The organism is Klebsiella sp. LTGPAF-6F (assembly GCF_001753185.1).
GTDB classification, from domain to species: Bacteria; Pseudomonadota; Gammaproteobacteria; order Enterobacterales; family Enterobacteriaceae; genus Klebsiella; species Klebsiella michiganensis.
In genome coordinates this window covers 84,045-102,663 of record NZ_CP017451.1, presented here as the reverse complement: position 1 = coordinate 102,663, position 18,619 = coordinate 84,045, and the positions used below count along the sequence as shown (strand labels likewise).

Genomic DNA, 18,619 nt, shown 5'->3' with positions numbered 1-18,619 from the left:
TTACCCTTATACATAAGTAACTTTTTGCATAATAGTTACAAATGATGGAGCATGAAAATCTGTTGTCCATTGGTCACTATTCCGGGAAAAGTTACAAATGAAGATTTTTCCCCATTGGTACCTTTTTTCAAAAAAGATACCAATGAAAGATGTCGCTTATCGACGGTTTTTTCAAAAAAGTGCCTAATGATATTGGTGAAAATTCGGATGTTCTTGCACAAGGAACTAAAACGAAGATAGGGCTTTATACTATTTGTGATTAACCCTTTTCTACACTCCCTCGGATTGCTATGATATAATAAAACCTCTTTCAGTAACCTAAGTAGCGCGATTTAAAAGTATCCTGGAGAGCGTATGGACGTACAACCCAACGTACAGACTGACACGGTCATTAAGGCGTTTCTGCGCTCGGAGTTGCAGTTGATACGTAGTCAGAAAAAACTACTCAGTGTGTTGCCTCGTGATCTCGCGTCGGACTACCGCTATATACCGGACAACCTGCTGGAGCGTTTTTTCCATCCCGCCACTGATGCGCGTCTAAATAGAATTGCCCTGTCAGAAGCCAGGCCAGGTAGCCTGCTAGTTCCCCGTGTCAACGGGAAACCTGTTTTATGGGGTGAGTTAATAAAATTAATTCTGGATGACTCTCAGTTACTGAAGTTTGAAACGTACGGCAGACCTTTTGACAGTACCGAGATGAAACCAAATGAGCCATGCGAATTATTGAGCGGGAAGCAGTATGTTTATAAACCCATCGACCTTGAGTTATTCAGGAAAAATATCGTCTCTATACAGATGAATTTCCTGGTCAATCTATGGAATCTGGCCAGATTTAAACCGGCTTATGTCAGGGCTTATTTGGCCCTGTCTAATGACGCTTTTCAGATGCTCCTCGATACAGAGATGTCCGCCTTTGTGGAGGTGACAAATGTGGTTCTTTTCCCCCGGTTTATAACCTATGATACCGGACGACGTGATCACAAAGTATATGCATGGGGTTACGAGATTATGGCTGATGTTCTGGAGGGTTTCATTCCAAGGGAAAATATGGAAAACTTACGGGTAGAATTTGCTCTTAAAGATTCATATGAGAAGCTAAAGTTATTTTAGCGGTTTCTGGATGCTATATGAGTTAACTGGCTTCACTCATTGATATGGTAACCTGATTACGGTTCATTCATGTTGGTGAATAACAGGATCCGAGCGTGCTTCGCTGAAAAGTAACTTTTCTGAAAACATGAAGTGGTTTTTCCTGCCGGTCGACAGAACCGGACCAGGTACACGTTAAGGAGAATGCGGATAATGGGCTTTAAAAAGAGCGAGGTAAGCCAGCTAAATAGTCTGGCAAGTGCCATAAAGTTAATAGAATTTGATGCCAATAAATATACCATAACACATTTGTATGGTCGTAAAGTTGCCGACAGCCTGGAGTACCCCAAAGGGATAAATACAAGAAAAGGGGTAGGTAAATGGCTCGGTGAAAAATCCGCCATGTTGCTGTCAAATGTCGTTGTAAACAATGCTATTCATATTTTCGGATATGACCCTCAAAATCCTACAGAATCAACCAGAGAAATGGATTTTAATGCACTTGTTGATTTGTTAATTAACACGGGCTATACGCCGGAATACTACCCGCTCAAGGTCAACAGGATTGTCGAAGTTCTCAACGGGATGTCGGAAGCTGACTATAAAGACTATTGCCTGGTATGTAAAAAGCCCTTCATACATGCGCCGGACAGGTATGATTCCTGCCCGACATGTAGCGCAAAAAAATGCAAAGTTGCTATTATGCGTTATTCTCAGTCCTTAGTTCCCTTTGAATAAAAGTAATTAAGATTACATGGAAAATCAGCTTTTACACACGGCAAGCACCATCTGCCATATCGCGTTTGCATCGACGGGAATAACGACACCGTCAGATGAGCAGGGGTTTTTTGATCTTTCCGACAGCATCCATAATCGCCTGCGTGCGATTTCTCCTGACCTTCATGTCCGTTGTGCCTCTTATTTATTCCTGCCTGTCATTCATACAGAGTTAAAAACTGGCGACCTTAAAAACCATTTTCCTGCTTATATCCTGCAACTTGTTCAGGAACTTGCACCGTTAAAAAGGACTACCTGTCCATCCGGAAAAATCAGGTTTGATAAAGAGCTGGAAGCCATGTTTTCAGCCAGTCCAGATGCTGTCAGCATTCGTCTGGCCGAATATCTTTCGGGCCCATCCCGTTTTCTCCGGATGATAAAAAACCCTGACCGTAAGGCGAGAGTTGAGAAAATACTCACTGCCAGAAAATGTAATCTTTCGCATCAGCTGTCACTCCTGATGCAGGCAGAAGAAACCGTGTCCAGATTTAAATCGCCGGGTATTACCAGGCGTACCTGAACGGGGTCATGTTATATCTTCCTCATTATCTTTTACTTTCTGGCGTTGACCTTTTTAACCAACTGAAGGTCAATGTGTTCGTGGATCAGGAATCTATCCTCCCGTTTATTGTTTAACATTCCGTAAATTCACAGGCTTAAACATTCAGCGTATAACTGAGGTGGTTTTACTGAATAGTCATGTTACAGGTAAACCCGTTACCTGGAGTTACTCATTTCTGGCTTTCCCGATGATTCATGATCCGGCGACATTGCATCCCAACACCCCTCAAGAAAAATTTCAGATTTCGTACAGAACATCTTCCTTATAGAAGAAAACGGATTTTTTTTTATGGGATGATAATGCTAACCATCGAGGGGTAGCATATGCAGAACACCAAAACTTTTATCCTGAAAGCAGCCATTAGTTCGTTGCTGGTGCTTTCCACTATGAGCCTGGCGGATACGCAGAAAGTTGAGAACACACCTTTTGTTTCGGGACAATCCCTGAAAAAAGGTTTCTTCTGGTATAACGATAAAGAACCGGTAAAAGATGAAGAAGACCAACCGCAACAGCCATTAACGGGGTCGCCGTCTCAGGACAAAAAAGAAGAGCTTAAGCTCGATTCACGCTGGCTAAAAGAAAACCTGCTGAATCTTCGTTATGCGGCAATGGATAACCCGACCAACGAAAACCTGTCCCGCTATTATACTGCGCAACGTTTAATGCTGGATCTTGCCACCCGTTTCTCTGACCGGACCCGCGACTATTTCCTTAATAACCCGATGATGTCAGAAAAACGACGACAGCCAACCGAAACTGTCGCGTTAAATGCACACCGTGCAGGACTTGAGGAAAATCAGCAAAAAGCACTTACCTCCATCTTTCAGAAAGGTGGATTGTTTTTCTTTTTCCAGAGTACCTGTGCGTACTGTCACGAGCAAAGCCAGATACTGAATTTCATGCAGAACTATTATCACATTGACATTATGCCGGTGAGTATAGACGGGCGACCTCTTCACAATGGTTTATTTCCCCGTTATGGACGGGCAACAATGGAGATGATTAAGCAATACGCCATCACAGAAGTTCCCACTATTTATCTCATGTCCAATGATGGTTCTCAGGCTACACGAGTCAGTACCGGTCTGGTTTCCGCTGACGAACTGAAAAATACGATTATTCTTGCGGCCAGAGGTATGAACCTTCTCGACGAAGCGACATTCCAGAACACGCTCGATATTAAGAAACAATATGCCATTGGCGACAGAGATGTCCTGACCGTGAACAAAGAGCGCTATGAACAGGATCCTTATCTGCTTCAGCACATAATGGATGAAAAACTTAGCGGGTACGACATGCCAACAACCGATCGGGTTAATACCGGTATTTCAGAAAGTGAAGGGGGCTTAAGTGGCTACTGATTTTCCAAAAGTAACTTTCATGAAAAAGTTACTTTTATCGGCCATGTTCTTTGGTGTGTTCTCCATGCAGCAGGTCCATGCTGCCAACGTCATGGAGGGCATATTTAAAGGCATGGTGGCTTCAACAGATCCCGCTTCCGTAAGAACGGCATCACGTGTCGGAGCTGTTGGGGGGAGTTTCTCATACCGCCAGCCTCAGGTGAATACCAACCTCGTCAATGTCAGTTTCCCGAAAGCCAGCGTCGGGTGTAACGGCATCGATATTTTCCTCGGCAGTTTCAGCATGATCAATGGTGATCAGCTTGTGCAGATTGGACGCGGTATTGCGCAGGGGTCAGCGGTATATGCTTTTAACACGGCAGTATCGGCAATCTGTGCCGACTGCGCAGCAATCATTGCCAACATTCAGGACAAGCTCGCAGCACTGAACAAATTTGCCAAAGACAGCTGTAACGCAACCTATGAGTTTTTGCAAAACGGGCTGGGTACACCTCAGGAGTTTACTGAGAAAATAGGGCTCGGCGGTGGCGCTGTTGACTCCATGGTATCAGGTATATTCCCGGATTTTGGTAGCACCATGAGTCAGCCTGCCAGTGAAGTCAACAAAAAGAACTATGCAAAAGATCCTGATGCCTTTAAAGAGAAATATGCAGGGAATATTGTTTACCAAGGATTCATGAGCATTGATAACGGCAATATGAATGTGGGGGGCGTGACTGAATTAACAGGTTACAAACTTGCAGAACAAATAATGTCGCTTACAGGAACACTTATCGTCAGCTGGGATAGTAATGGAGAAAATTCAGCGATAACACCGATCCCACCTACGATGAAAGCCGCTGATTTCATAAAGGGGACAGGATCCGGCAACGTTAAATTAAATGTTTGTAACCCAACACCTGATTTACGTAGTAACAGAAAAGCACAGTGTCTTGAAATGCGTCAGGACTCTATACAATTTAAAGGTCTTTCTGAAACCATTATTGAAACATTACTCGAAATTCAGCGGGCTGTCAGGAATGACACTGAGTTGACGCAAGACCAACGTAAACTTATCAGTATGTTAGGTGTTAATAACATCATTCCGACTCTTCAGACCTTGTCAGCTGCTGAGGGGGTTCAATACATCAATGATATCAGTACGATCGCGGCCAAAAACTTCACAATAGAGTTGCTGAGTAGTGTGCAGAATAAAATGACGAATATGACTTTGCCTTCAGAGGCAATGGCATCGTTTAAGGACCAACTAGAAAAAATAAACCAAACCTTCAGAAACCAGATCCGCAGCGCTTCAGAGGTTCAGTCCATACAGAACACTGAGGAAAAAACGGTCCTGGCTTACTGGGATATGGCATACGTTAAAAAACGGACCTATGGCGATAGCGGGAATGGTGGCTGATATGAGTAATTACACTATTTATACCATTGGTGATATCGATTTTGTTTATACGGCTTTTAACGGGATCGCGCTGATTTTTTCCTCTCATGGCTCCAATGAATGGCTCAGGTTTGCTGCATATGCAGCAGCAATTGGACTCTTCTATAAATCAATGAAATGGGTTCTTGCCCCCACAAAAAACGATGTCCCGATCTTCTCCTGGATCATGGGGCTATTGTTCTATTCCATCGCGGTCATTAAAGCTGATGTCACACTGGAATCGGTTAAAACGGGGGAAGTCAGGAACATAGACGATGTTCCGTTATTTATCGCGTCAACCGGTGAACTGACTACCGGATTACTGCACGGGCTCATTACGGACTGGCGAGCAGCGTTTGACCCGCTTACGCCGGTGGGCCAGGTCACTGACACGCTCGATGACAGCCTGACGCTGGGTCCAATGACCAAAATGGTCAAATATATGGAGTGGGGTGGGGAATCCAGTGGATTCTGTCAGGCTTTCCCGAATACGATGAGCGGGAGCGAAAAACCTGTCACCTTTGATGTATGCAGAATCATCCAGTCCATTGCACGCGATTGTATTAAAACGACCCAGGACTCAGAGGTCAATACGCCACTCAGAGGCGTGGCGTTGAATGAAATCTATGCCACAGATCTTGCGTCAGTAATGAACGTGATGGATTCAATGACGGCCAACAGCCTGAAGACGGCCAGCGTCCCCATGGTGACATCTACAGGTTTGCAGTATGCGTCGTGTACGGATGCCTGGGCGGCGGTAAAAGCTTCGTTCGCCTCGCCACAGGGCGTATCTATCATGAAACATATAGGGCAGATGAATCAGTTTATTGAACCGGCTAAAGAAGAAACCGGACAAAAAAGTGACTTTCTGCAAGGTGTGGCGTCTTCGCTTTTTGGAAGCGCTGGTCAGGCTCACGATATCACCACAGGGGCTTTTGTCCTCAACCAAATAGATAAAGGTGTGCTGCAGTATCGCAAGTCGTTGGGTATCGCCGCAGATTACCAACTCTTCGAAGCGAGCATGAAACGAACCAACGCCATGGTCAGTCAGGGGCAACTCTGGCTGAACATCTCAGGCGCTGCAATCAGTTTTCTCGAGATGTTCAGTTATATGGTTGCGCCCTTTGCTCTGATTGCGATCCTCTTCCTGGGAGGTGAAGGCATAACTTCAGCTGCAAAATACCTTCAACTGATAGTCTTCGTTAACATGTGGCCGATAACAGCGGTCATGGTCAATGCATACGTAAAAATGGTATTAAATCAGCAGTTTGACACATGGTCATCGCTGGGTGTACAGACCACTATGAACTGGGCGAATATGGGAAGTATTCAGGAGACGTACGGGAGCTACCTGTCCGTAGCTTCAGCGCTGTATTGCATGGTGCCGATGCTGACACTGTTCCTGTTGACCACCAGCATCCACCCGATGATGGGAGCGTTGAAAAATGTCACGCCGGATGCTCCTGCCAATACTGGCCATGTCACACCAGAAGTGTGGTCGGCGGGTAATGCGGGTAAACAGTCCTTTGGTGACCAGACACACACCGCAGCCACTTCAACCGGTGCCGGTATGTCATCAGGCGGGCTTCTGAATGCAGCCGTTCGTAGTTCTATGCCCTCTCTGTCACTTGGCAATAACTTGCAGGATACTGTTTCTGCAGCAGGTAGGAATGATATTGGCACGACGCGTCAGTCAACGCGAATGACGAGTCAAGGTCTAAGTGAGGCATGGTCGTCAGCTTTTCAGGGGCAGCATTCTCAAAACGCTTCCATAACGACGCAAGGCGGGCAGAAACTTGTGGAAGATATAGCAACAGGTATAAGTAATGGGATCGGTTCTAATGTTGGAATGTCAAGTGATGCAATTAAAGGGAAGGCAATGGCAGCAACCCTTCAGGCCGGTGGGGATATTGCAGCGCAGCTTGGTTTAGGTACAGGAAAATCAGCAGGTGTAGCAGGTGTTATGCCTGGAAAAATCATGGCTGCCTTGAAAGGTGCGCTTCTTGGGCAAATAAGCAGCGATTCAAAATTGTCAGATGCTGCTAAAAAAGGGATGACTGACAATATTGAGAATATGTTTAAATCAGGTAGTGCGTTTTCAAGTGACCTTTCTAAGTATGCTTCAAATGTAACACAAGATGGTTTTAGTAGCTCTGACACATATCAGAAAGCCGCTCAGAAAATGGACCAATATAGCCAGTCTATTAGTAATACCGAAACAAATGCATTCAACAAAACTGGTGGACAAGCATCTCAACTGGCTATGAGTAACAGTCTGAATATTGATGGCAATATGATCTCAGATACCATGAGAACACCGGCAACCGAGGATTCAGTAAGAGCTTGGGCGTCAGCTTCAGGTCTTAATGCAGATGCGATAGCTGGTCAGTGGAAGTCAACACGCGATATGATGAACAGGAGTAACACGCTCGGTTCTGATAAAAATGGTAATGATGCCTTTGCAAAGGTATTACTTGACCAGGCGCAAGCTAAAACTCAAATGGAATCCGGGGAAACCGTCGCCAAAAATCTGGCTGATATTAAACAGACATCTGCGATGTTCAAAAATGCAGTCAGCATGATGGGAGCCAATGAACAAATTCTTTCACCAGCAGCAGAAAAATTAGATCAATTTGTGGCTTTGGGAAGTGGTGGACAGTATGCCAACTACCAAGAGCAGGCACAAACTGCGCCCGATACATCAGGTGTCTCTTCAGCCGGAGCTATTACCGGTGGCATGGATAGTCAGCGAGGTCTGACATCTTCTAATCTAGGACAACACCAGGAAGCCGCTAGAGTTCAACCTAGCACATCAATTGGTGGCATATCTGCTCAAACACTTTCAGGTAACAATGGGCGCCAGTATGTTGAAGATGAAGCTGGAAAGGGGGCATCGCGTGTTCTTTCCTCTGGTGATAGAGACAAGCTCAATTATATTAGAGAAAATATGCCGGTAGGCTCTCCAAAAGAAACATACGAAAGTGCGAAACAAGCTGGAGACGCTGCTGATGCCACAACAGGCAAAGCGCAGTCTCTCGTTCTGGGAGATCCTAAATCAAGCGATTACAAAGCTAGTACACAACAGACTATGCAAAGTTTGCAGACAGAAGAACCCCCTAAAAGCATTGATACCTTTAGATCATCAGGTGACAGAACCAGCGATGCTGAAAGCGCGCTGGCCCAGGCTGCACTGCATGCTGCCAACGCCAATAATCAAATAGGAACCGCAAGAGAGCAGAGTTTAGCTGAGAGCAATGCCTATAGAGAAAAATACAATCAAATAACCGGAAGTAATCTCTCCGAGGCTGGAGTTGAACGCATAGTTCGACAAGCCGCTGACGGAAAAAATAATGGCTTTAGTGGTGGTCTTAAGGATGTAATTAGTGCTGAAGTTAATGGTACTGGAACAACAGGCCGACCAGTTACCGGATCTGCTGACTCATCGCTTGGTAAGGAGTTGCGTGAAAATAACGGGGCAAGCGAACATCCCATGGATAAGGCGTCCGCTGCGTTTCAAAAGACAGGAGACGCTATTCCTGGCCATGAAGTAGCTTCAGATTTAGCACAACGTGTTGCGGGTATTATCCCTGGTGGGAATGCACTGGTTCCAGACATTGGTTCGCAAAGAAACGTGCCGAATGCAATGGGTATATCGAACAATAGAGCTCCGGGCTCACTTATCAGTAATATCAGTAATAACATACAGTTAAGTCAGGCTGTTGATAGTGCTTCTGTTAACGCTGGTATAAATGATGAGAAATTTACCAGGATGTCTGATCAAAATCAGATGCTTACCGAATCAGTACAAAAAGCATTAGCTAATGATTCGCGATATGGGCCCGATGTAGCGGCAGAATATCCTAAGTTTATAGCAAGTTTACCTAGTAACATCGGTGTAAATGAAGGGACTAAAATGACTAAAGATTTTTTAGATAAGCATAGAAAGAATTAGTGATGAATGTAAAAGGGGCCGGTAATACTGGCCCCTTTATATTTGCAATCTTAATCAAATTTTGACTCAGGATATTCGTGAAGATGCTGATTCATTCTACTTGCTAGTGAAAAAGGGTCTGTTGGGTCAAAATCGTCAATAATACGCTCGTTTTGGAAAATAGTTGTAGAGTCAAGTCCTTCTGATTTTTCATTTTTTATGTGATTTTTTGACCGTAGACTCGAACTTTTCAGTTCTTCCGGATTTGAATTTGCAGATTTTCCTTTATGCTTAAACAAAATAATAAAAAAAATCACAACCGGCATAGCGGCATAAGAGAACCATACTAGGTAATCCCAATACAGAAAATTAGCCATTGTGTACCTCTTATTTCTAGTTGTTGAACACATTCTAGCCTATCGGAGCTCACCCACAAGCCCTCCATAAGGCGGGATTTTTTTACTATCTCAAAATTTACTTCTTTGAGAATACCAGTATTCAAGAGATCGAGGGTCTGTGACATCAAACTCACTATACTCGCAAGGATTACTGGAGGACTGACTTGTTTCTTCCATACCGCACTTATCACGCTAGTGGCTTGTTTTGTTTCGGGTTCCAAAGAGCGGGTATTTTCGCCCGACAGTGATGTAGCGGTAAACAAGCACTGCCAGGCAAAAGACATAGAAGAGCTCTTTGAAGTCGGCAAGTTCAAAACCAAACAGTTCGTACATCGTTGGGGCGCCCTCTATTCTTTCGCAATTGGTTACATTATAAACTATTTAACCCCACCTCCAACCCCCTATTTTCATCACACCCGAATAGAGCCTCAACTCAAAAAGGGGGCTTTACAGGGCATAGTTCATAGTGTATCCGTGTGATACACAGATGTTTCCGCTGGCCGATATGCAAAACAGTCGTTGTTTATGTGCTGCACAGGTCCGGAAAGTTACTTTTTTTCCTCGGCCATCGACACAGCACCCCGGCGGTTCTACCCAATAAATTCTGGGAATCGTGGATAGACACCGGCTCCGGGCTATCCAGCTTAAGCACTTGCACACGGGAACGACTTTTTATACCGGACGCGGAGAATAACCTATTAAAAACTCGCACTAAACATGGTTCAAGACCCGGGTACGATGCCGATATAAGTCACTTTTTTTGTACGCGGTGAAAAGTCACTTTGTTGCATGTTTGAAAATGGGGGCTTTGAGGAGGCTTTCGAATATTTATAATGAGAGACTGGTAAAGCTGCTGGTGGATCTGACATGACATTTCTCAAATCTCTGGACTCGCCGCCCTTCATCGCAACATATCGTTGGGCGGGATCATTCGATGGACGGTATATGCCACAGGCATATTCGCTTTTGCTGGAACTGAATCAAAACACTTATCTGCCGGTGGTTAAAGCCGAGTTTGATATCTGTATCATCAGCTGCGGCAAGGAGTGGTGGCGCTTCAGGCTGGTGGATGTGAAATCTAATGAACGTCAGAAAGGAATGGTAACCCGGACGGCATACCGGCTAAAACCGTCAATGGGGATCGCTGAGCAAATGGTTAACATGATCCGCGCCTGGCAGTCCGTACCGTACCTTAATCCTCCTGCATCTGACTACTTTAGGTAAAGCGTACCTCGCAGACCGCGATGTGAACGACCTGCCCGCACCAAACGACAGCCTCCCGCTGGTGGATAGCGGTTTTTACGATTTTGATAATCTGACCCTTCATCTCATGCAGTGGGTGGACAATGAGGCTTATCGATTACAGGAGGAGGGACAGAAGGCCGATACAGGATGGTTGAAGACGCTTGAGAAATTGGTCATCGCAAAACTGTATTTCCCGGAAGAAGCCATGGATACGACGATCGTCAGTGTGGTTAAGTGTTCCCTGACCAGGAAGGCGAAAGTCATCCAGGAAGACAGTGCAAAGAAAGACAATAAAAAGAAAGAAGCGGTGCCCGATGACCTCATTAACAGTTTTTTCATTCAGGAACTGCGAAAGCTCGACGCGGAGTGGAGGCAAGGAGGGGGTGGGGCCGGTTTTAAAGAATTTATCATGGCGATAACCCGGGATAACCAACAGCGCCTCGATATACGCACTGAAGAAGGCCTGGATTTTGCTTTTGAGAAACTGTTGCCCACACAGCCACCAGCTGGCTCCTGGCCTTCAAAGTACCCGCTGGCATTCAGCCAGCAGCTGGCCGTCAATGAAATCTGGACCAGAAATCACACTGAACCGGGTATTTTTGCTGTAAATGGTCCTCCGGGAACGGGGAAGACAACACTCCTGCGTGATGTGGTGGCCGCAGTCGTCACCGATCGGGCGAGTAAACTGGTTAAATTCGGAGACTCTGCATTTAAAGCCAAAGACAGCCTCAAATACGATGACAGGCTGATACCCTATTATTCGCTTCACCCGTCCCTGGCGGGGAGTGCCATCGTGATTGCATCGTCCAATAACGGAGCCGTGGAGAATATCTCACTTGAGCTCCCCGGGATGGAAGCGGTACCGGAGGATGTGTCAGATCGCAGCGATTACTTTGGCGGGCTGGCTACCGTAATACTTAACAGGCCTGCCTGGGGACTTCTGGCGGCAAGACTGGGCAATAAAAGTAACAGAGAGCAGTTCGTTAACACACTGTGGTGGGGAAATCTGCAGAAAAGTGAAAAAGGCGATGAAGCACCTCCGGAGAAGTTTTCACCCGAACGTGGGGAGGGGCTGAAATACCATCTGAATTTACTGCGACCGCCCCGGAAAGTCAGAGAGCCTGCACTGACCTGGACTGAGGCTGTCACACGTTTTGAACAGGCACAGGCGGTGGAGGAAGCCGAGCGTCAGCAACTGGTCACCAGTTCAGGGCTAACGCATAAAATTGAGTGGCTCGAAGAACAACGAAGAGTGTGGGAAGAAAGGAAGCAAACCGCAACGCTTCAGATTGAGGAATGCCGGAACGCGCTACAGACGCTCTCTGACAGACTCGCCGCTATGGAAATGACCCTGACCCTGTCCAGTGGAGATCGGGACGAACTCGATCAGCGCATCCACCAGCATGAAAAAAATAAACCCGGCCTTCTGGCTAATCTCTTTTCGCTGGGGAGGATATCGAAGGCATGGTGGGATCGTTATCAACGGCTGACAGACGAATCAGATTCTTTGCGGGCGACGTTGACTCAGCAACGGCAGGAACTGCAGCTGGCGCAATCAGAAAATGAAGTGGTTTACTGAATTTGGCCACCTGAACAGAGGTGATATGCTCACCTCAGAACAACACAGGTGTCATAATGAAAAAAAGAAATTTCAGCGCAGAGTTTAAACGCGAATCCGCTCAACTGGTCGTTGACCAGAACTACACCGTGGCAGATGCAGCCAGCGCTATGGATGTCGGCCTTTCCACAATGACGCGATGGGTGAAACAATTACGTGATGAACGGCAGGGCAAAACACCAAAAGCCTCCCCCATTACCCCGGAACAAATTGAAATCCGTGAGCTCAGGAAAAAGCTACAACGTATTGAAATGGAAAATGAAATATTAAAAAAGGCTACCGCGCTCTTGATGTCAGACTCCCTGAACAGTTCTCGATAATCGGGAAACTCAGGGCGCGTTATCCTGTGGCCACTCTCTGCCATGTGTTCGGGGTTCATCGCAGCAGCTACAAATACTGGAAAAACCGTCCTGAAAAGCCAGACGGCAGACGGGCTGTATTACGCAGTCAGGTACTTGAACTGCATGGCATCAGCCACGGCTCTGCCGGAGCAAGAAGCATCGCCACAATGGCAACCCAGAGAGGTTACCAGATGGGGCGCTGGCTTGCTGGCAGACTCATGAAAGAGCTGGGGCTGGTCAGTTGCCAGCAGCCGACTCACCGGTATAAGCGTGGCGGTCATGAGCACGTTGCTATCCCGAATCATCTTGAGCGACAGTTCGCCGTAACGGAACCAAATCAGGTGTGGTGCGGTGATGTGACCTATAGTGTGCCCGGAGTTCAGGGCGGGCATGGATGCTTAAATGAACCGCGAGTCTGTCTGGAATATTGAACCGGTAACTCACGATGAGAAACCCAACAATCCCACCGGGTGTGACGGTGGAGAACCTGAGCGGCAGTGACCTGCGGCATGCCCGCAGGGTGATGTAACCCGCTGACAACGGGGATTGAGGCGAGATCACTAAGCCGAGATGATCCTCAAGGTTAAGTACTGAAAGGCTGAAGAACATGAACCCGTTAATCCGCCTCTGTGGGTTGAAAACGTCACCACGGCCTACGTGATCTGACAGGCCGTGCAGGAGGAACTGGCAGTGATACGTAAGCACTGCCGGTCGAAGGTGTTTTGACATGTATGCGAAACACCGGGGCAGCAGCGTCTATCACGCTTGCGATGCTGACTTCTGCCAACTTGCGGCAAGCAAGGATAAAGAGTGCGACGGGCAGCCTCCTCAGTATGCCTGAGTCCAGGCAGGTAAACCGGGGAAGGTCAGCGACGGATGTTAAGGGGGCATGGCTCCGATGACGCGCTGGCTGGCGGAGCTTCCGTAGTAGTCCGCGATGGGGAAAGCCCATTACATGGCGAAGGGAAGCAGTTTGAATGTGTTTGCGACGTGAATTAACTGACCTAACGAGGTGAAGACCTTTGATAATCAGCGAAATGCAACGCAAGCTTGCCACATGGGCAGCCACCGATCCGTCCCTACGGATTCAACGGCTGCTGCGTCTGATAACACAACCAGAATGGCTGGCTGAAGCGGCGCGGATCACGCTTTCATCAAAGGGGGCCCATACCCCCGGCGTTGATGGCGTGAACAAAACAATGCTACAGGCCAGACTGGCTGTTGAGCTGCAAATCCTCAGGGATGAATTACTCTCAGGCCACTACCAGCCCTTGCCCGCCAGACGGGTTTACATCCCTAAAAGCAACGGCAAACTGCGACCACTGGGTATCCCCGCGTTGCGGGATCGTATTGTTCAGCGGGCCATGCTGATGGCGATGGAGCCGATATGGGAGAGTGATTTTCATACGCTCTCATATGGCTTCCGGCCTGAGCGCAGTGTCCACCACGCGATCCGCACGGTGAAATTACAGCTCACAGACTGTGGTGAAACCCGGGGACGCTGGGTGATTGAAGGCGACCTGTCCAGTTACTTCGACACCGTACATCATCGACTGCTGATGAAGGCTGTACGCCGCAGGATCAGTGACGCACGTTTCATGACTCTGCTGTGGAAAACCATCAAGGCGGGACATATCGATGTCGGTCTCTTTCGGGCGGCCAGTGAAGGTGTACCACAGGGCGGTGTTATATCGCCGCTATTATCGAACATCATGCTGAATGAGTTCGATCAATACCTGCATGAGCGCTACCTGAGCGGGAAAGCCAGAAAAGATCGGTGGTACTGGAATAACAGTATCCAACGGGGCCGAAGTACGGCGGTCAGAGAAAACTGGCAGTGGAAACCCGCGGTGGCGTACTGCCGCTATGCCGATGATTTTGTCCTCATCGTCAAAGGCACCAAAGCACAGGCGGAAGCCATCAGGGAGGAGTGTCGGGGTGTGCTCGAAGGCAGTCTGAAACTCAGGCTGAACATGGATAAGACTAAAATCACCCATGTTAATGACGGCTTTATCTTTCTGGGGCACAGGATCATTCGCAAACGCAGTCGTTATGGCGAGATGCGAGTGGTCTCAACGATCCCGCAGGAGAAAGCCAGAAACTTCGCCGCATCGCTGACAGCACTGTTATCAGGCAACTACAGTGAAAGCAAAGTCGATATGGCTGAACAACTCAACCGAAAACTGAAAGGCTGGGCCATGTTCTATCAGTTCGTTGATTTTAAGGCCAAAGTCTTCAGTTATATCGACCGTGTCGTGTTCTGGAAGCTGGCTCACTGGCTGGCCCGCAAATACCGTACAGGTATCGCTTCCCTGATGAGGTGGTGGTGTAAATCACCGAAACCGGGTCAGAGCAAAACGTGGGTTTTATTTGGTAAAACCAATCACGGCAAGCTCAGCGGCGAAATACTGTACCGGTTGGTGGGGCAAGGCAAGAAGCTGTTCCGCTGGCGGCTACCCGAAGGTAATCCCTATCTGAGGACGGAGACCAGAAACACGTATACATCGCGCTTTACAGAAGTGGCAATGGCGTTCGCCAGCATTTAAATGGAGAGCCGGATGCGCTGAAAGGTGCACGTCCGGTTCGGGGAGGAGAGGCAGGGAAATAGTCCGACTACGCCCTGCCTCTTACTCTACTCTGGACGGGTAAGCGCTGGGCGTACCTCGCCGTTGTTCTCGACCTGTTCGCAAGAAAACCAGTGGGCTGGGCCATGTCGTTCTCGCCGGACAGCAGGCTCACCATGAAAGCACTGGAAATGGCATGGGAAACCCGTGGTAAGCCCGTCGGGGTGATGTTCCACAGCGATAGTAATAATGCCGATGTCAGTCTTTACCACCACTTAGTTTGCCGTTTAACCAGATTGGTGTGATTACTGATGCAGTGAAGACCTTCCCGCATCCTGACTCACACAGCGATCGACCTTTTGTGTCCTGCCCTGGACCCGTCGGTTGCCGGAAGCGCCTTCATGCGAGGCATCTCCTCACCGATGCGCGTGACTCAAGAAGGGCCTGACGGCTTGTCTCGTTACTGTCCTGTCCGGGTTATCTGTCTGGAGATTCAACTCTGTTTCCTCACAGGAGCTCTGTCATGGTTGATAAAGTTACCGAAGCTGCCGTTGTGGGTGGCGTGGATACACATAAAGATTTGCACGTTGCCGCTGTCGTAGATCAGAACAATAAAGTCCTTGGGACTCAGTATTTCTCCACAACACGACAAGGTTACCGGCAGATGCTGGCATGGATGACCTCGTTTGGGACATTAAAGCGAATTGGTGTTGAGTGCACAGGTACCTATGGTTCCGGTTTGCTTCGTTATTTTCAGAACGCCGGGTTAGAAGTTCTTGAGGTGACTGCTCCAGACCGGATGGAGCGACGCAAACGGGGTAAAAGTGACACAATTGATGCTGAATGTGCCGCTCATGCAGCATTCTCAGGCATCAGGACAGTTACTCCCAAAACGCGTGATGGCATGATTGAGTCCCTGCGGGTATTAAAAACTTGCCGAAAAACAGCAATATCAGCCCGCAGAGTCGCTCTCCAGATTATCCATTCAAATATTATCTCTGCCCCGGATGAATTACGTGAACAGCTCAGAAATATGACGCGCATGCAGCTCATCAGGACCCTGGGTTCCTGGAGACCTGATGCCAGTGAATACCGCAATGTAACCAACGTTTATCGCATTTCATTAAAGTCCCTTGCCCGACGCTATCTCGAGTTACATGACGAAATCGCTGATCTGGATGTCATGATTGCGGCAATTGTCGACGAGTTGGCACCTGAGCTGATTAAACGTAATGCTATCGGATACGAAAGCGCTTCACAGTTGCTGATCACTGCCGGAGACAATCCTCAACGGTTAAGATCAGAATCAGGATTTGCGGCACTGTGTGGTGTCAGCCCGGTCCCCGTTTCTTCTGGAAAAACGAACCGTTACCGACTTAATCGTGGTGGAGATCGTGCTGCAAATAGTGCACTTCACATCATCGCCATCGGACGCTTACGAACTGACGCAAAAACAAAGGAATATGTCGCCAGGCGTGTAGCCGAAGGACATACAAAAATGGAAGCGATACGCTGTCTAAAGCGATATATCTCCCGCGAAGTTTACACGTTACTGCGCAATCAAAACAGGCGGATCAACAGTATCCCGATAACAGCTTGACTCTTAGAAGGGCGTCCAAGGCAGCCATTATACGAGCAGGCAGTTCCGGCAGTTACTGTGGCGATACCGGATCAGGCAGAGTATGAGTCGGCGTGGAAACTGCTGGGATAACAGCCCAATGGAGCGCTTCTTCAGGAGTCTGAAGAACGAATGGGTGCCGGCGACGGGCTATGTAAGCTTCAGCGATGCAGCTCACGCAATAACGGACTATATCGTTGGATATTACAGCGCACTAAGACCGCACGAATATAATGGTGGGTTACCGCCAAACGAATCAGAAAACCGATACTGGAAAAACTCTAACGCGGTGGCCAGTTTTTGTTGACCACTTCAAAAACATAATGCAGACAATGAACTCAGGAGCCTTGAGCGTGAGCTCACTCAGGTGATCAGCAACGGTCAGGCGGTCTGTAAAGAGCAGGAACAGAATAATACCTTGCTGAAGCAGGCTATATCCGATCTGGGAGCCTCCTGGCCGGAGCGGACTGCAACAGATGAACGAAGGGAGTTGTCAGCACCATGGCTTCATGAGCGCTGGAGAAAGGCGAGGGAAGATGTGTTTATCGCAGCATTAGACGTTCACCGGGCGTTTATTGAAAATAATCCTGTAAAAATGGCCGCTAATATAGGGCTTGCAATGGACTGGTTAAAAGGGCGAAAACTGACCGAAAAACAGGCGGGTCTGGCTCTCGACTCCTTATCTCTGGTCGTCCCGGTTATATCAAGCACCTTTGCGTCCATGCCCCGGATGTTCAGGGATACAGGTCAGGAAGCGATAGGCTGGTTGCTGATTGATGAAGCCGGACAGGCACAACCTCAGCATGCGATTGGGGCTATCTGGAGAGCAAAACGCACGGTTCTGGTAGGTGACCCAAAACAACTGGAGCCGGTCAGCGGTATTCCGTCCACTGTAGAGGGGGCGCTGGGAAAACATTATAAGATCCCGTCCTGCTGGTGGCCCGGAAAAGTCTCAGCACAGATACTGGCAGACCAGACGATGGACGTTGGCACCTATCTACCCGACCCGGAGTCAGAACAGATTTGGGTGGGCTGTCCGTTACGGGTTCACCGGCGCTGTGATGACCCAATGTTCAGTATCAGTAACCATATTGCCTATGACGGGCTCATGGTCCACGGGAAAAAGCCGGGCCTGGTGGATTTCCCTGAAAGCGGATGGCTGGATGTGAAAGGGAGGACATGCGAGGGAAACTGGGTAGTGGAGGAAGGGGCGGCAGTGGAAAAGTTACTTTTGGCGTTGCGTCACCAGTATTCACTGACACCTGACGACGTGTTTCTGATCTCGCCATTCAAGGACTGCGCTAAGCAGCTTAACCGGATCGCAAAGAGGCTGGGATTCAGGATGGACAGAACGGGGACCGTACATAAAACACAGGGCAAGGAAGCTACTGTGGTTATCCTCGTGCTGGGAGGCAACATAAAAAGTCAGGGGGCGAAAGCCTGGGCGGCGGAAAAACCCAATCTTCTGAACGTCGCGGTAAGCAGGGCGAAACAACGCATTTATGTCATCGGCGAGCGTGCATTATGGGAGAAGCAACCTTACTTTTCCACGCTGTCCCGGGCACTGGGAAGGCTGGATGTGCCGGTGAGCAACAGCAACCCGCGTGCGATGTCATATATGGAAGAGTACTTAACCACTGAATGGCGCTGATAAGCGCCAGGTCTGCCAGCTGTCTAATGCGGTATCGACCGCAATGC

12 protein-coding genes and 3 pseudogenes are annotated in these 18,619 nt (G+C 48.1%); 14 read left to right on the top strand and 1 reads right to left on the bottom strand.

Annotation, left to right across the window (positions count from 1 at the left end; translation table 11 throughout):
• Positions 1–354 precede the first annotated feature (354 nt).
• From BJF97_RS34855 to BJF97_RS29355, 6 genes are all read left to right on the top strand, one after another.
• Complete coding sequence (locus tag BJF97_RS34855) at positions 355–1,110, top strand: hypothetical protein (protein ID WP_004196341.1); 756 nt, start codon at positions 355–357, stop codon at positions 1,108–1,110.
• Between the two features lie 192 nt (positions 1,111–1,302).
• On the top strand, positions 1,303–1,827 hold the full coding sequence (locus BJF97_RS29370) for a hypothetical protein (RefSeq protein ID WP_032438005.1): 525 nt from the start codon (positions 1,303–1,305) through the stop codon (positions 1,825–1,827).
• Between the two features lie 16 nt (positions 1,828–1,843).
• Entirely contained in the window at positions 1,844–2,386 is a 543-nt protein-coding gene (locus BJF97_RS33370; protein ID WP_004196331.1) for a hypothetical protein, read from the top strand.
• Positions 2,387–2,751: 365 nt separating this feature from the next.
• Positions 2,752–3,789, top strand: a complete 1,038-nt coding sequence (gene traF / locus BJF97_RS29365) for a conjugal transfer protein TraF (RefSeq protein WP_070083040.1) — start codon at positions 2,752–2,754, stop codon at positions 3,787–3,789.
• A complete protein-coding gene (locus BJF97_RS29360) occupies positions 3,779–5,188 on the top strand; it encodes a conjugal transfer protein TraH (protein ID WP_004026310.1) in 1,410 nt (469 codons plus the stop codon). Before traF ends, BJF97_RS29360 begins: the two co-directional genes overlap by 11 nt.
• A gap of 1 nt (position 5,189) precedes the next feature.
• Positions 5,190–9,158 carry a conjugal transfer protein TraG N-terminal domain-containing protein gene (locus BJF97_RS29355; RefSeq protein ID WP_004196345.1) on the top strand — a complete coding sequence of 1,323 codons (3,969 nt, stop codon included), beginning with the start codon at positions 5,190–5,192 and terminating at the stop codon, positions 9,156–9,158.
• A gap of 50 nt (positions 9,159–9,208) precedes the next feature.
• Here the strand turns inward: BJF97_RS29355 and BJF97_RS33365 are convergent, their stop codons facing one another.
• Positions 9,209–9,514: a hypothetical protein gene (locus BJF97_RS33365; protein WP_004181922.1), complete on the bottom strand. Its 306-nt coding sequence runs from the start codon at positions 9,512–9,514 to the stop codon at positions 9,209–9,211.
• Between the two features lie 966 nt (positions 9,515–10,480).
• On the opposite strand from BJF97_RS33365, the gene BJF97_RS29345 reads away from it, so the two are divergent.
• From BJF97_RS29345 to BJF97_RS29315, 8 genes and pseudogenes are all read left to right on the top strand, one after another.
• Entirely contained in the window at positions 10,481–10,759 is a 279-nt protein-coding gene (locus BJF97_RS29345) for a hypothetical protein (RefSeq protein ID WP_004181924.1), read from the top strand.
• Between the two features lie 22 nt (positions 10,760–10,781).
• Entirely contained in the window at positions 10,782–12,359 is a 1,578-nt protein-coding gene (locus BJF97_RS29340; protein ID WP_224146627.1) for an AAA domain-containing protein, read from the top strand.
• A 56-nt stretch (positions 12,360–12,415) separates the two neighbouring features.
• Positions 12,416–13,104, top strand: a pseudogene (locus BJF97_RS33360) (IS3-like element ISEc52 family transposase); the annotation flags it as partial.
• Positions 13,105–13,776: 672 nt separating this feature from the next.
• Positions 13,777–15,285, top strand: coding sequence for a group II intron reverse transcriptase/maturase (ltrA, locus tag BJF97_RS29325; RefSeq protein WP_001189111.1), 1,509 nt, complete (start codon positions 13,777–13,779; stop codon positions 15,283–15,285).
• Between the two features lie 80 nt (positions 15,286–15,365).
• Positions 15,366–15,554 (top strand): annotated as a pseudogene (locus BJF97_RS33345) (DDE-type integrase/transposase/recombinase); the annotation flags it as partial.
• Positions 15,555–15,826: 272 nt separating this feature from the next.
• A complete protein-coding gene (locus BJF97_RS29320; protein WP_000227969.1) occupies positions 15,827–16,903 on the top strand; it encodes an IS110 family transposase in 1,077 nt (358 codons plus the stop codon).
• A 16-nt stretch (positions 16,904–16,919) separates the two neighbouring features.
• Positions 16,920–17,228 (top strand): annotated as a pseudogene (locus tag BJF97_RS34485) (integrase core domain-containing protein); the annotation flags it as partial.
• Positions 17,229–17,288: 60 nt separating this feature from the next.
• Entirely contained in the window at positions 17,289–18,572 is a 1,284-nt protein-coding gene (locus BJF97_RS29315; RefSeq protein ID WP_223819051.1) for a DEAD/DEAH box helicase, read from the top strand.
• Positions 18,573–18,619 lie beyond the last annotated feature (47 nt).

What these genes read in the sequence shown, in the direction of transcription:
- BJF97_RS34855 (WP_004196341.1), top strand. Translation starts at nt 355, where the DNA reads ATGGACGTACAACCCAACGTACAGACTGACACGGTCATTAAGGCGTTT.
- BJF97_RS29370 (WP_032438005.1), top strand. Translation starts at nt 1,303, where the DNA reads ATGGGCTTTAAAAAGAGCGAGGTAAGCCAGCTAAATAGTCTGGCAAGT.
- BJF97_RS33370 (WP_004196331.1), top strand. Translation starts at nt 1,844, where the DNA reads ATGGAAAATCAGCTTTTACACACGGCAAGCACCATCTGCCATATCGCG.
- traF (WP_070083040.1), top strand. Translation starts at nt 2,752, where the DNA reads ATGCAGAACACCAAAACTTTTATCCTGAAAGCAGCCATTAGTTCGTTG.
- BJF97_RS29355 (WP_004196345.1), top strand. Translation starts at nt 5,190, where the DNA reads ATGAGTAATTACACTATTTATACCATTGGTGATATCGATTTTGTTTAT.
- BJF97_RS33365 (WP_004181922.1), bottom strand. Translation starts at nt 9,514, where the DNA reads ATGGCTAATTTTCTGTATTGGGATTACCTAGTATGGTTCTCTTATGCC.
- BJF97_RS29345 (WP_004181924.1), top strand. Translation starts at nt 10,481, where the DNA reads ATGCCACAGGCATATTCGCTTTTGCTGGAACTGAATCAAAACACTTAT.
- ltrA (WP_001189111.1), top strand. Translation starts at nt 13,777, where the DNA reads ATGCAACGCAAGCTTGCCACATGGGCAGCCACCGATCCGTCCCTACGG.
- BJF97_RS29320 (WP_000227969.1), top strand. Translation starts at nt 15,827, where the DNA reads ATGGTTGATAAAGTTACCGAAGCTGCCGTTGTGGGTGGCGTGGATACA.